The sequence below is a fragment of the Variovorax sp. FW301-JW7 genome, from assembly GCF_058788795.1.
In genome coordinates, this window is sequence record NZ_JBYTBC010000019.1 from 14,430 (window position 1) to 27,710 (window position 13,281).

Below are 13,281 nucleotides of genomic sequence, written 5' to 3' on the forward strand. Positions count from 1 at the left end.
TCTCTTCATGAACCTTTCCAAGCGCGAGTTCGTCCAGATGCTCGGTGCCGGCGCTGTCGCCGGCCTGGGCCTGGGTCGCCACGGCAGCAGCGTGGCCGCCGGCCTCGACGGCATGTACACCGTGCCGGCCTTCGGCAATGTATCGATGCTGCACATGACCGACTGCCATGCGCAGCTCAAGCCGCTGTACTTCCGTGAACCGGGCGTCAACATCGGCGTGGGGAACATGCGCGGCAAGGTGCCGCACCTCGTGGGCGAGCACCTGCTGAAGGCCGCCGGCGTGAGGCCCGGCACGCGCATGGCACATGCGCTCACCTACATCGACTTCGACAAGGCCGCGCAGCGCTACGGCAAGGTCGGCGGCTTCGCGCACCTGGCCACGCTGGTGAAACAGCTCAAGGCCAGTCGCCCCGGCGCGCTGCTGCTCGACGGCGGCGATACCTGGCAGGGCTCGGCCACCTCGCTGTGGACCGATGCACAGGACATGGTCGACGCCTGCAAGCTGCTCGGCGTCGACGTGATGACCGGGCACTGGGAGTTCACCTACGGCATGGCGCGGGTCCAGCAGATCATCGAGAAAGACTTTGCGGGCAAGGTCGAGTTCGTGGCGCAGAACGTCAAGACCGCCGACTTCGGCGACCCGGTGTTCAAGCCCTATGTGATGCGCGAGATCAACGGCGTGCCCTGCGCTATCGTCGGCCAGGCCTTTCCCTACACGCCCATTGCCAACCCGCGCTACATGGTGGCCGACTGGACCTTCGGCATCCAGGACGACAACCTGCAGCGCGTGGTGAACGAGGCGCGCGGCAAGGGCGCGCAGGTGGTGGTGGTGCTGTCGCACAACGGCATGGACGTCGACCTGAAGATGGCCAGCCGCGTCACCGGCATCGACGCCATCCTGGGCGGCCACACGCACGACGGCACACCCATGCCCACGCTCGTGAGCAACGCGGGCGGCAAGACCATCGTGGTCAACGGCGGCTCCAACGGCAAGTTCCTCGGCGTGATCGACTTCGACGTCAAGGGCAAGAAGGTGAGCGACTTCCGCTACCGCCTGCTGCCCGTGTTCTCCGACCTCATCCCGGCCGACAAGGAGATGGACGCGCTCATCACCCGCGTGCGCGCACCCTACGAAGCCAAGCTGGCCGAAACCCTGGCGCACACCGACGGCGCGCTGTACCGGCGCGGCAACTTCAACGGCACGGGCGACCAGCTGCTGCTCGACGCGCTCATGGAAGTGCAGGACGCACCCATCGCCTTCTCGCCCGGCTTCCGCTGGGGCACCTCGCTGCTGCCCGGCCAGGCGATCACGCGCGAGTGGCTGATGGACATGACGGCCACCACATACTCGTACGCCACCGTCACGCAGATGACCGGCGAGACGCTCAAGACCGTGCTCGAAGACGTGTGCGACAACCTCTTCAACCCCGACCCCTACTACCAGCAGGGCGGCGACATGGTGCGCGTGGGCGGGCTGCAGTACACCTGCGACCCGACCGCCGCCATGGGCCAGCGCATCCAGGACATGCGCCTGGGCGGCAAGCCCATCGACGCCAGCCGCAGCTACAAGGTCGCGGGCTGGGCGCCCGTGAGCGAAGAGGCGCGCACGGCCGGCAACAAGCCGGTGTGGGAGGTCATCGAGCCGTGGCTGAAGTCGCGCAAGGTGGTGACCACGCGCCGGCTCGACGAACCCGTGCTGAAGAACATCGCGCCGAACCCCGGCCTGGGCTGAATGGGGCCCCGCACGCGCGGGGTCGCTCCCTAGAATCGGGGCATGTCCATCGCGCAGCTTTCCCTTCTCACCACGCTCGCGCTCGTGGCGGCCTTCGTGCTGTCGGCGGTGTTCGGCGCCGTCGCGCGCGCCACGCGCTTTTGCACCATGGGCGCGATCAGCGACGTGGTGGCGCTGGGCGACTGGACCCGCGTGAAGCAGTGGGCCGCGGCCGGCGGCGTGGCGCTCATCGGCTTCTCGGCGCTCGTGTCCGCGGGGCTCGTCGATGCCGACCGCACGCTCTACGCCTCGCACCAGATCCTCTGGCTCGCCGCGCTGGTCGGCGGCCTGCTGTTCGGCGTGGGCATGGTGCTGTCCTCGGGCTGTGGCAACAAGACGCTGGTGCGCCTGGGCGGCGGCAGCCTCAAGGCGCTGGTGGTGCTGGTGCTCATGGGCGTGTCGGCCTTTGCCACGCTGAAGGGCATCACCGCGGTGCTGCGCGTCGCGACCGTCGATGCGGTGCACATCGACCTGGCGATGAATGCGTCGCTGCCTGATGTGCTGGCCGCGTCTTTCCAATTGAACGCAGCCTCGCTGCGCCTCGCGCTCGGCCTGGTGCTCGGCGGCGCGCTGCTCGTGTGGGCCGCATGGGGCCGCGAGACGCGCGACGTGCGCAGCCTCGTCGGCGGCATGCTGATCGGCGCGCTGGTCGTCGGCGCGTGGTGGCTCAGCGGCCACTGGGCGGTGGTCGAGGAGCATCCGCTCACGCTCGAGCATGTGTTCCTCGCCACCAACTCCGGCCGCGCCGAAGCGCTGAGCTTCGTCACGCCGGTGGCCTACGCGCTCGACTGGCTCATGTTCTACAGCGACGCCAACAAGCGGCTCACGCTGGGCATCGTGTCGGTGGCCGGCGTGGTGGCGGGCGCCGCGCTGCATGCGCTGTGGTCACGCGAATTCCGCTGGGAAGGCTTCGCCGGCACCGGCGATCTCGCGCACCACGCGACGGGCGCCGTGCTCATGGGCATCGGCGGCGTCACGGCCATGGGCTGCACCATCGGGCAGGGCCTGAGCGCGCTGTCGACGCTGAGCATCGCGAGCCTGCCGGCCATCGCGGGCATCGTCATCGGTGCGGTGGTAAGCCTGAAGTACCAAAGCTGGCAGCTCGAACGCACGCTCTGATTTCCAGCGCCGTGCGTTGAAGCGAATCCTCACAATTTAGTGCGGTGCACGGGGCGTTTTTCGCGCGTTCGCGACGATCGGACGCGGTGGCGCTGGCTATCATTTTCCGCACCTGATGCCGCTGCGAACGATGGCCTTCATCGACGGGCGCGGCACCGAACAACCACAACCGAGGGAGAGCGCCATGACCGCGCACAACAACCGATCGGCGCGCACGCGCCTGTTTGCCTTGAGCCTTTGCTTCTGCGCCGTGCTCGCGGCCTGCAAGGAAGACAGCAAGCCGACGCCGGCGGCAGCCTCGCCATCGCCGTCCGCATCGGGCAAGACCCAGCCCGCCAAGGACCCGGCCCGCGTGCAGGCCGCGGCCCGCACCACCTACAGCCAGGGCTACAACCGGCTCATCGACGACAACCGCAGCGTGGGTGCCAAGTACAAGAGCTACGTGCAGATGAACGTGAACGGCAAGTCGCCGAGCGGGAACTCGTTCTATGGCAGCCCTTCCGATGTGCAGTCCATCGTGGACGACCTGAAGAAGGCACGCGCCGACGGTTCGGGCGACGCGGCGCTCGACGCGGCCGTCGACGGCGTGGTGGCCACGGGCGAGAAGCTCGTCGCCGTCTGGACGCCGATGGACCCGTACTACCGGTCCAAGAGCTTTCTCGAAGACAAGTGGGTCAAGGCCCGCGCGGCCGACGCCGACATGAACGCCGGCTTCAAGGGCCTGCTGGCCAGCATCGACAAGCTGGGCAGCGAGCTGGACCGCGTGCAGGAGGCGTCGCGCACCGAACGCATGGCCAAGCTCAAGGCCGAGGGCGACATGCTCAACTACCACACGCTGGCCTCGATGGCGGTGGCCAAGAAGTTCGTCAACGGCCTCGACCAGATCGACGGCCTGAAGAACAAGGACGCCGTCGCCAAGGTCGATGCAGCGGCCAGCGAGTTGCAGGCTTCCCTGGAAGAACTCTCCAAGGCGCTCGAAGAAGCCAAGGCCGCAGCCAAGGCCAAGGGGGAAGCAGGCAAGGCGCCCAACTACAACTACGAGTCGCTGCACGGCAGCCTGCTGAACATGATCGGCCAATGGCGCACGTTCAAGGACAGCAAGTTCCCGTCGACATACAAGAACATCGTGAGCTACTACAACTCCGCCGTGGGTTCGTACAACCGCGGCTTCGGCCGCTGACCCGGGCCATGGGCGCCGCGCAGGTTCTTTCGCGCGGCCGCGTCGCGGCCTTTGTGGTCGCGGCGCTTCTCGTTGCGACGGGGTTGGCGGGATGCGGCAGCGCCCGCGAGACGCAGCAGATTCCCGTCACCGCGTTCCGCAACTACGGCGCGTCGCCGCTGCAGCACACCTTCTACATCGGCTCCGACGCGCGCTTCCACCGCTTCCAGTGGTCCAACGGCAAGCAGGGTGGCACCTGGCTGATCGCGCGCGCCGAGATGGACATCGTCAACGAAAAATCAGCCGACGACCCGCGCGCCGCCCGCGCCGGTTACTTCGTCAGCCGGCGTGACGACGGGCGGTGGATGGCGCACTGAGCCTGCGCCAGCGCCGCGTTTTTACGCTTTCTTTACGCCCCCCCACTCACTCTTTCCCCCGGTTTTACGCACGCCTGCCGAGACTCCTTTCATCTTGTTTGCAGGAGTGATGAATGGACATCGTCTGGATGGGCGCCTTGCTGGCGCTGTGGGTCGTGGTGGCGGCCATGGTCGTCGGGTTGAACCGGCTCGAAGGGCCGCAAAAGCCGCACGCGGGCGTTGAGACAACACGCACGCCGGGGGATGCATCGTGATCGGCCTCGAAGTCCTGTACGGCTTCGGCGCGCTGGTCGCCGTGGTCCTGTTCGCGTACCTGGTGTTCGCGCTGATCTGTGCCGAGGAGTTCTGACATGGAAACCTCGGCCTGGGTCTTGCTGGCCCTTTTCCTCGGCGCGCTGCTGGTGCTGGCCTGGCCGCTGGGCAAGCTGCTGGCCGCGCTGTGCGCCGAGCGCGTGCCGCGCTGGATGCAGCGCGTCGAAGCACCGCTGTACCGGCTCGCGGGCACGCAGCCCGAGCAGTCGATGCACTGGCTGCGCTACGCGCTGGCGCTGCTCGCGTTCAACGCCATCGGCGCGATCTTTCTCTATGCCCTGCAGCGCCTGCAGGGCGGGCTGCCGTTCAATCCGGCGGGCATGGGCGCGGTGTCGCCCGACTCGGCCTTCAACACGGCGGTGAGCTTTGTCGCCAACACCAACTGGCAGGGCTACGCCGGCGAGTCGACCATGAGCTACCTCACGCAGATGCTCGGCCTGGCGGTGCAGAACTTCCTGTCCGCCGCCACCGGCATCGCGGTCGCCTTCGCACTGGTGCGCGGCTTCGCGCGCCGGGGTGACGGCAAGGGCCTGGTCGGCAACTTCTGGGCCGACGTGACGCGCGTCACGCTGTGGGTGCTGCTGCCGATCTCGTTCGTGCTCGCGCTGTGCCTGGCAGGGCAGGGCGTGATCCAGAACTTCGACGCCTACAAGAGCGTGCAGACGATCGAAGCCACGGCCTTCCAGCAACCGAAGAACGGCCCCGACGGCCAGCCGCTGAAGGACGACAAGGGCGCGCCCGTGATGGAAGACGCCACCACCCCCACGCAGACGCTGGCCATGGGCCCGGTCGCTTCGCAGGAAGCGATCAAGATGCTCGGCACCAACGGCGGCGGCTTCTTCAATGCCAACTCGGCGCACCCCTACGAGAACCCGACGGCGTTCAGCAACCTGCTGGAGATGCTGGCGATCTTCCTGATCCCCGCGGCGCTGTGCTTCGCCTTCGGCCGCGTGGTCGGCGACCTGCGCCAGGGCTGGGCCGTGCTCGCGGCGATGACGGTGCTGTTCGTGGTGGCGGTGCTGGTCGCCACGCCCGCCGAGCAGGCCGGCAACCCGCTGCTGGGCCCGCTGGGCGTGGACCAGGTGGCCAGCGCGCTGCAAAGCGGCGGCAACATGGAAGGCAAGGAAGTGCGCTTCGGCATCGATGCCTCGGCCCTCTTCGCCGCCGTGACCACCGCGGCCTCGTGCGGCGCAGTGAACGCCATGCACGACTCGCTCACGCCCATCGGCGGCATGGTCCCCATGGTGCTGATGCAGCTGGGCGAGGTCGTCTTCGGCGGCGTCGGCAGCGGCCTGTACGGCATGCTGGTGTTCGCCATGCTCGCGGTGTTCATCGCGGGCCTGATGATCGGTCGCACGCCCGAGTACCTCGGCAAGAAGATCGAGGTGCGCGAGATGAAGCTGATCTCCATCGCCATCCTGGTCACGCCGGTGCTGGTGCTGGCGGGCACGGCGCTGGCGGTGAGCGCGGGCGCGGGCAAGGTCGGCATTGCCAACCCCGGCGCGCACGGTTTCTCGGAGGTGCTGTATGCGCTGACCTCGGCCGCCAACAACAACGGCAGCGCCTTCGCGGGCCTGTCGGCCAACACACCGTTCTACAACGGCCTGCTCGGCCTGGCGATGTGGCTCGGGCGCTTCGCGATGATCGTGCCGGTGCTCGCCATTGCCGGCGCGCTGGCCGCCAAGAAGCGCCTGCCCGTCACCAGCGGCACGCTGCCCACGCACGGCCCGCTGTTCGTCTTCCTGCTGATCGGCACCGTGCTGCTGGTCGGCTTGCTCAACTACGTGCCGGCGCTGGCCTTGGGCCCGATCGTCGAACACCTCGTGCTCTGGAAATAAGAAGGAGCGCACCATGACTGTCAAAACCAAAACCTCTCTCTCGCTGTTCGATGCAGCACTGGTCAAGCCCGCGCTGTGGGGTGCCTTCGCCAAGCTGAACCCGCGCACCCAGTGGCGCAACCCGGTGATGTTCATCGTCTACATCGGGAGCATCCTCACGACGCTGCTGTGGGTGCACGCGCTGAGCTTTCCGGGCGACACCGGCATGCAGCCCGCTTTCGTGCTGGCCGTGACCATCTGGCTGTGGTTCACCGTGCTGTTCGCCAACTTCGCCGAAGCGCTGGCCGAAGGCCGCAGCAAGGCGCAGGCGGCCTCGCTGCGCGGCCTGCGCAAGGACACCTGGGCCAAGAAGTTGAAGGACCAGCAGCAGCCGCACCACGGCGCGCCGTGGCTGCCGGAGCAGGCGCCCAACCTGCGCAAGGGCGATGTCGTTCTGGTCGAAGCCGGCGACGTGATCCCGCTCGACGGCGAGGTCATCGAAGGCGTGGCCTCGGTCGACGAAAGTGCCATCACCGGCGAATCGGCGCCCGTGGTGCGCGAATCGGGCGGCGACTTCTCGGCCGTCACCGGCGGCACGCGCGTGCTGTCCGACTGGCTGGTGGTGCGCATCTCGGTGAACCCAGGCGAGTCGTTCCTGGACCGCATGATCGGCATGGTCGAAGCGGCCAAGCGGCACAAGACGCCGAACGAGATCGCGCTGACCATCCTGCTGGTCGCGCTCACCATCGTGTTCCTCATGGTCACCGTCACGCTGCTGCCGTTCTCGGTGTTCAGCGTCGAGGCCGCGGGCGCGGGCACCGTGGTGTCGCTCACCGCGCTGGTCGCGCTGCTCGTGTGCCTGATCCCGACCACCATCGGCGGCCTGCTCTCGGCCGTCGGCGTGGCCGGCATGAGCCGCATGATGCAGGCCAACGTGATCGCCACCTCGGGCCGCGCGGTGGAAGCCGCCGGCGACGTCGACGTGCTGCTGCTGGACAAGACCGGCACCATCACGCACGGCAACCGCCAGGCCAGCGCCTTCCTGCCCGCGCCCGGCGTGCCCAAGGGCCGCCTCGCACGCGCCGCCATGCTCGCCTCGCTGGCCGATGAAACGCCCGAGGGCCGCAGCATCGTCGAGCTGGCACGCCGCGACGGCCTGGAAGCCGCCTCTGTCGACGTGCTGCGCTACGTGCCGTTCACCGCGCAAACCCGCATGAGCGGTGTCGACCTCCCGGCCGCAGCCAACAGCCTGGACACCGATGCCATCGTGCTGCGCAAGGGCGCGGTCGATGCGGTGCGCCGGCATGTCGAATCGTTCGGCGGCACCATGCCGGCCGAGATGCTGCGCGCCGCCGAAGAAACGGCACGCCGCGGCAGCACGCCGCTGGCCGTGGCCGAAGGCAACCGCGTGCTCGGCGTGGTCGAGCTCAAGGACATCGTCAAGACCGGCATCAAGGACCGCTTTGCCGAGCTGCGCCGCATGGGCATCAAGACCGTGATGATCACGGGCGACAACAAGCTCACGGCCGCCGCCATCGCGGCCGAGGCCGGCGTGGACGACTTCCTGGCCGAGGCCACGCCCGAGGACAAGCTCGCGCTGATCCGCAAGTACCAGGCCGAAGGCCGGCTGGTCGCGATGACCGGCGACGGCACCAACGACGCCCCCGCGCTCGCGCAGGCCGACGTGGCCGTGGCCATGGGCAGCGGCACGCAGGCCGCGAAGGAGGCCGGCAACATGGTCGACCTGGACTCCAACCCGACCAAGCTGCTCGAGGTGGTGGAGACCGGCAAGGCGCTGCTCATGACGCGCGGCTCGCTCACCACCTTCTCGATCGCGAACGACGTGGCGAAGTACTTCGCGATCATTCCGGCGATCTTCGTGTCGACCTACCCGCAGCTCGGCGCGCTCAACGTGATGCGCCTGGCCAGCCCGTCGTCGGCCATTTTGTCGGCGGTGATCTTCAACGCGCTCGTCATCGTGTTCCTGATTCCGCTGGCGCTCAAGGGCGTGCGCTACCGGCCGGTGGGCGCCGCTGCGCTGCTGCGCCGCAACCTCGCCATCTACGGCCTGGGCGGTTTGCTCGTTCCCTTCATCGGCATCAAGTTGATCGACTGGCTGCTGGTTGCAGTCCATCTGGTCTGAGGAGCTCTTCATCATGAAAAACAACAACGGCAGCATCGTCCGCCCCGCGCTCGTGCTCTTCGCGCTGCTGAGCGCATTCACCGGCCTGCTCTACCCGGCGGCCGTCACCGGCGCCGCGCAGGCGCTGTTCCCCGCGCAGGCGGCGGGCAGCCTGGTTATGCGCGACGGCAAGCCCGTGGGCTCCGCGCTCATCGGCCAGAACTTCAGCGACCCGAAGCACTTCTGGGGCCGCCCGTCGGCCACCGCACCGCAGCCCTACAACGCGAGCGCCTCGGGCGGCTCCAACCAGGGCCCGCTGAACCCCGCGCTGGCCGATGCCGTGAAGGCACGCGTCGAGGCGCTGCGCGCGGCCGACCCGGGCAACACCGCGCCGGTGCCGGTGGACCTCGTCACGGCCTCGGCCAGCGGGCTCGACCCCGACATCAGCCCCGCCGCCGCGCACTACCAGGCTGCCCGTGTGGCGCGTGAACGCGGCGTGCCGATCGATCAGGTGAACGTGTTGATCGTGCAGAACACCCAGAAGCCGCTGTGGGGCGTGCTGGGCGAATCGCGCGTCAACGTGCTGGCGCTGAACCTGGCGCTCGATGCTTCGACTTCTTCGACGGTGCGTTGAGGAGAAAGACAACCATGGCCTATGCCGCCTACCGTGAACATCCGGTCGCTGTCGTGCGAAGTCCGATCGCGCCGCGCACGACGCAGTTCCACGTGCTCGACGTGACCGTCTGCTGCGCCGACGCGCTGCGCGTGCGCCGCAGCATCGCAGCCTGCGCCGAGGCCGGCGTGGTGCGCTGCGAGCCGCTGCTGCATGCCTGCAGCTCGCAGGAGAGCGACGCGCCCTGCGTGCGCCTGATGATCCGTTTTCCGACCGCGCGCTATGCCGAGGTGCTGCACCGCCTCATCGAATGCGTGCCTTCGGGCGAGATCGGCCGGCTCATGAGCTGGCGCGATCACCTCGCGCGCTGCGGCCTGCGCCATGGTCACTGACCTGCTGCACGCGCTGCTGGCCATGGCGGCGCTGTTCGTGCCACTGGGCTTCGCCTGGTGGGTGCTGTCGCGCACCGCACGCCGGCATGAACGGCGGCGCAAGAACGGGCCGATGCGCTAATCTGCACTCCCCCATGCCCGAGACCCGCCCCGACCCCGACGCCCTGCTCGCGCAACTGCGCAGCGACGAGGCGCGCGCGCTGCGCGGCAAGCTGCGCATCTACTTCGGTGCCAGCGCGGGCGTGGGCAAGACCTGGGCCATGCTCAGCGCCGCCCGGCGCGAGCGCGAGGCCGGGCGCGACGTGCTCATCGGCGTGGTCGAAACGCATGGCCGCAGCGAGACCGCCGCGCTGCTGACAGGGCTCGATACGGTGCCGTTGCGCGAGCTGCCCTACCGGGGCCGCACGCTCGCCGAGTTCGACCTCGACGCCGCCTTGGCGCGCAAGCCCGCCGTGCTGCTGGTCGACGAACTGGCCCACACCAACGCACCCGGCTCGCGCCACGCCAAGCGCTGGCAGGACGTGCAGGAGCTGCTGGCCGCCGGCATCGAGGTGTGGTCGGCGCTCAACGTGCAGCACCTGGAAAGCCTCAACGGCACCGTCGGCGCCATCACCGGCGTGCGCGTGCACGAGACCGTGCCCGACACCGTGCTCGACGAAGCCGACGAGGTGGTGCTGGTCGACGTCACGCCCGACGAACTCACGGCGCGGCTCGCGGCCGGCAAGGTCTACCTGCCGCAGCAGGCCGAGCGCGCCGCACAGAATTTCTTCCGCAAGGGCAACCTGATCGCGCTGCGCGAGATCGCCCTGCGCCGCACCGCCGAACATGTCGAAGACGATGTGCGCGGCTGGCGTGTCGAACAGTCGGGCCCCGGCGGCAACGGGCAGGGCGGCGCCGCGTTGCAGGCCTGGAACACCTCGGGCGCGATCCTGGCCTGCGTCGGCCCGCACGAGGGCGCGGCGCAGACCGTGCGCACGGCGGCGCGGCTCGCGGGCCAGCTCAATGTGCGCTGGCATGCCGCGTATGTCGAGACGCCGCGGCTGCAGCGCCTGGATGCCGCGCAGCGCGACCGCATCCTCGCCGTGCTCAAGCTCGCCGAGGAACTGGGCGCGGCCACGGCGGTGCTCACCGGCGCCGACGTGGCGGAGCAACTCTCCGAACAGGCGCGGCGCCTCAATTGCGCGACGCTGGTCATCGGGCGATCGGAGCCCGTGCGCGGATGGCAGCGCGGGTGGGGCGCGTCCGCGGTGCCGCTGGCGCGCGCACTGGCGCAACAGGCGCCGGCACTCGACATCCTCGAGGTCGGCCGCGCCGACAGCGCACGTCGCCTGTCGCAGGCGCCGTTCGCGGCGACCCGTGCCGACGACGAGGACGACGAGCGCGCGCAGTCCCGCTGGCCCGGCTACGCCTGGGCGGCTGCCACCAGCATCGCGCTCACGCTGCTCTGTGCGCCGCTGGCCAATGTGCTGGAGCTGACCAACATCGTCATGCTGTTCCTGCTCGGCGTGGTGGGCGTGGCGATGCGCTTCGGGCGAGGGCCTTCGGCGCTCGCGGCCATGCTCAACGTGGCGGCCTTCGACTACTTCTTCGTCGCGCCGCGCCTGTCCTTCGCGGTCAGCGACGTGCAGTACCTGCTGACCTTCGCCGTGATGCTCGGCGTGGGTCTGCTGGTGGGCCAGCTCACGGCCGGGCTGCGCTTCGCGGCCGGCGTGTCGACCAGCCGCGAGCGCCGTGCGCGTTCGCTGTTCGAGCTCACGCGCGAACTCTCGGCCGCGCTCGAAAGCACCCAGGTCGTCGCGCTCGGCGCCGCCGCCGTGCAGGCCCATTTTGGCGGCCATGCGCGCGTGCTGGTCACCGACGCCGCCGACCAGCTCGTGCCTCCCGTCGACCCGCCGCCCGGCTTCGACGCACAGGTGGCCGACTGGGCCTTCCGCCACGGCCAGCCCGCCGGCCTGGCCACCGCCACGCTCGCCGCCCAGCCCTGGCACTACGTGCCGCTGCGCGCGCCCATGCGCGTGCGCGGCGTGCTCGCGCTGTGCCCGGCCCGCCCGCGCTGGCTGCTCATTCCCGAGCAGGCGCAGCAGCTGGACACGCTGGCGCGCCAGATCGCCATCGCGCTGGAGCGCGTGCACTACGTCGAAGTCGCGCAGCGCGCCGTGGTCGAGATGGAATCGGAGCGCCTGCGCAACGCGCTGCTCGGCGCCATCTCGCACGACGTGCGCACGCCGCTCACCGCGCTCATCGCATTGGCCGAATCGCTGCAGACCCTGCCGACCGAAGAACACGGCGAGGCCGCGCGCGCCATCGTCACGCAGGCCCACGCGCTGCATGCGCTCGTCAGCAACCTGCTCGACATGGCGCGCCTCGAAAGCGGCGTGGCCGGCGGCGCGGTCAACCTGCGGCGCGACTGGCAGTCGGTCGAAGAGGTGGTGGGCGCCGCCATCCGCGCCGCCCGCCCCGCGCTGCGCGGCATGACCGTGCAGACCGCGTGGGACCCTGAGCTGCCGCTGGTCGAGTTCGACGCCGTGCTCATCGAGCGCGTGCTCGTCAACCTGCTGGAGAACGCCGCCAAGTACGGCGCCGCACCCATCGAGGTGGGCGCACGCGCCGAGCCCGGCACGCTGGTGCTCACGGTGCGCGACCACGGCCCCGGCCTGCCCGCCGCGCTGCACGGCCGCGAGCAGACCCTGTTCGACAAGTTCACGCGCGGCGAGGCCGAATCCGCCACGCCCGGCGTCGGCCTTGGCCTGGCCATTTGCCGCGCTGTGGTGAGCGCGCACGGCGGCGAGATCAGCGCGGCGAATGCGCGCGACGGCGGTGCAGAATTCACCGTCACCTTGCCGCGCCGCGAGCCACCCGAACCCGCTGAAGCCCAGCTCTGAAACCCGTCATGCCATCCCCCACCGCCATCGTGATCGAAGACGAGCCGCAGATCCGCCGCTTCGTGCGCGGCGCGCTCGAGGCCGAAGGCTGGCAGGTGCACGAGGCCGGCACCCTGCGCGACGGCCTGGCCGCCGCCGGCACGCGGCAACCCGACCTGCTGGTGCTTGATTTGGGCTTGCCCGACGGCGATGGCGTGTCGCTGATCCGCGATGTGCGCGGCTGGTCGCAGGTGCCGATCATCGTGCTCTCGGCCCGCACCGACGAAGCCGACAAGATCGCCGCGCTCGACGCCGGCGCCGACGACTACCTCACCAAGCCCTTCGGCACCGGCGAACTGCTCGCCCGCGTGCGCGCCAACCTGCGCCGACCGCGTGCCGCGGGCGGCAACGGCGATGAGCCGGCCGCAGAGGCCGTGTTCCGCTTCGGCGAGATCGAACTGGACCGCGCCGCACGCATCGTGCGCCGCGCCGGCGCCGAGGTGCACCTCACGCCGACCGAGTACCGGCTGCTGTCGGTGCTGGTGGCCAACGCCGGCCGCGTGCTGACGCAGCGGCAACTGCTGCGCGAGGTGTGGGGCCCGTCGCACACGGATCAGAGCCACTATCTGCGCATCTACATGGGACATCTGCGGCAGAAGCTGGAGGCCGATCCGGCGCAGCCGAAGCATCTGTTGACGGAGACGGCGGTGGGGTACCGGCTGGTCGTCTAAACAGAAA

General features: G+C 69.5%; 13 protein-coding genes. All 13 read left to right on the forward strand.

All coding sequences use genetic code 11. The features are described from left to right. The first annotated feature begins 7 nt into the window (after positions 1-7). Entirely contained in the window at positions 8-1,732 is a 1,725-nt protein-coding gene (gene soxB / locus AC3WQM_RS30060) for a thiosulfohydrolase SoxB (protein WP_492683606.1), read from the forward strand. Between the two features lie 42 nt (positions 1,733-1,774). Then, on the forward strand, positions 1,775-2,890 hold the full coding sequence (locus AC3WQM_RS30065; protein ID WP_492683607.1) for a YeeE/YedE family protein: 1,116 nt from the start codon (positions 1,775-1,777) through the stop codon (positions 2,888-2,890). Between the two features lie 184 nt (positions 2,891-3,074). Then, on the forward strand, positions 3,075-4,070 hold the full coding sequence (locus AC3WQM_RS30070; RefSeq protein ID WP_492683608.1) for a DUF3829 domain-containing protein: 996 nt from the start codon (positions 3,075-3,077) through the stop codon (positions 4,068-4,070). A gap of 8 nt (positions 4,071-4,078) precedes the next feature. After that, on the forward strand, positions 4,079-4,426 hold the full coding sequence (locus AC3WQM_RS30075) for a hypothetical protein (protein ID WP_492683609.1): 348 nt from the start codon (positions 4,079-4,081) through the stop codon (positions 4,424-4,426). A 113-nt stretch (positions 4,427-4,539) separates the two neighbouring features. Beyond that, a complete protein-coding gene (locus AC3WQM_RS30080) occupies positions 4,540-4,680 on the forward strand; it encodes a hypothetical protein (protein WP_169805043.1) in 141 nt (46 codons plus the stop codon). Further along, positions 4,677-4,775 carry a K(+)-transporting ATPase subunit F gene (gene kdpF, locus AC3WQM_RS30085; RefSeq protein ID WP_056576794.1) on the forward strand — a complete coding sequence of 33 codons (99 nt, stop codon included), beginning with the start codon at positions 4,677-4,679 and terminating at the stop codon, positions 4,773-4,775. The genes AC3WQM_RS30080 and kdpF overlap by 4 nt, the downstream gene beginning before the upstream one ends. Before the next feature lies 1 nt (position 4,776). Continuing rightward, on the forward strand, positions 4,777-6,576 hold the full coding sequence (gene kdpA / locus AC3WQM_RS30090) for a potassium-transporting ATPase subunit KdpA (RefSeq protein ID WP_492683610.1): 1,800 nt from the start codon (positions 4,777-4,779) through the stop codon (positions 6,574-6,576). Between the two features lie 13 nt (positions 6,577-6,589). Next, positions 6,590-8,698, forward strand: coding sequence for a potassium-transporting ATPase subunit KdpB (gene kdpB, locus AC3WQM_RS30095; RefSeq protein WP_492683611.1), 2,109 nt, complete (start codon positions 6,590-6,592; stop codon positions 8,696-8,698). A gap of 13 nt (positions 8,699-8,711) precedes the next feature. Continuing rightward, positions 8,712-9,311 (forward strand): potassium-transporting ATPase subunit KdpC, encoded by a 600-nt coding sequence (gene kdpC, locus AC3WQM_RS30100; RefSeq protein ID WP_492683612.1) that lies wholly within the window; start codon positions 8,712-8,714, stop codon positions 9,309-9,311. Between the two features lie 53 nt (positions 9,312-9,364). Continuing rightward, positions 9,365-9,682 carry a hypothetical protein gene (locus AC3WQM_RS30105; protein WP_492683613.1) on the forward strand — a complete coding sequence of 106 codons (318 nt, stop codon included), beginning with the start codon at positions 9,365-9,367 and terminating at the stop codon, positions 9,680-9,682. Next, positions 9,672-9,803 carry a hypothetical protein gene (locus tag AC3WQM_RS30110; RefSeq protein WP_255221096.1) on the forward strand — a complete coding sequence of 44 codons (132 nt, stop codon included), beginning with the start codon at positions 9,672-9,674 and terminating at the stop codon, positions 9,801-9,803. The genes AC3WQM_RS30105 and AC3WQM_RS30110 overlap by 11 nt, the downstream gene beginning before the upstream one ends. Positions 9,804-9,816: 13 nt before the next feature. Next, positions 9,817-12,564, forward strand: coding sequence for a DUF4118 domain-containing protein (locus AC3WQM_RS30115; RefSeq protein WP_492683614.1), 2,748 nt, complete (start codon positions 9,817-9,819; stop codon positions 12,562-12,564). Positions 12,565-12,572: 8 nt separating this feature from the next. Next, positions 12,573-13,274 carry a two-component system response regulator KdpE gene (gene kdpE / locus AC3WQM_RS30120; RefSeq protein ID WP_062480698.1) on the forward strand — a complete coding sequence of 234 codons (702 nt, stop codon included), beginning with the start codon at positions 12,573-12,575 and terminating at the stop codon, positions 13,272-13,274. Positions 13,275-13,281 lie beyond the last annotated feature (7 nt).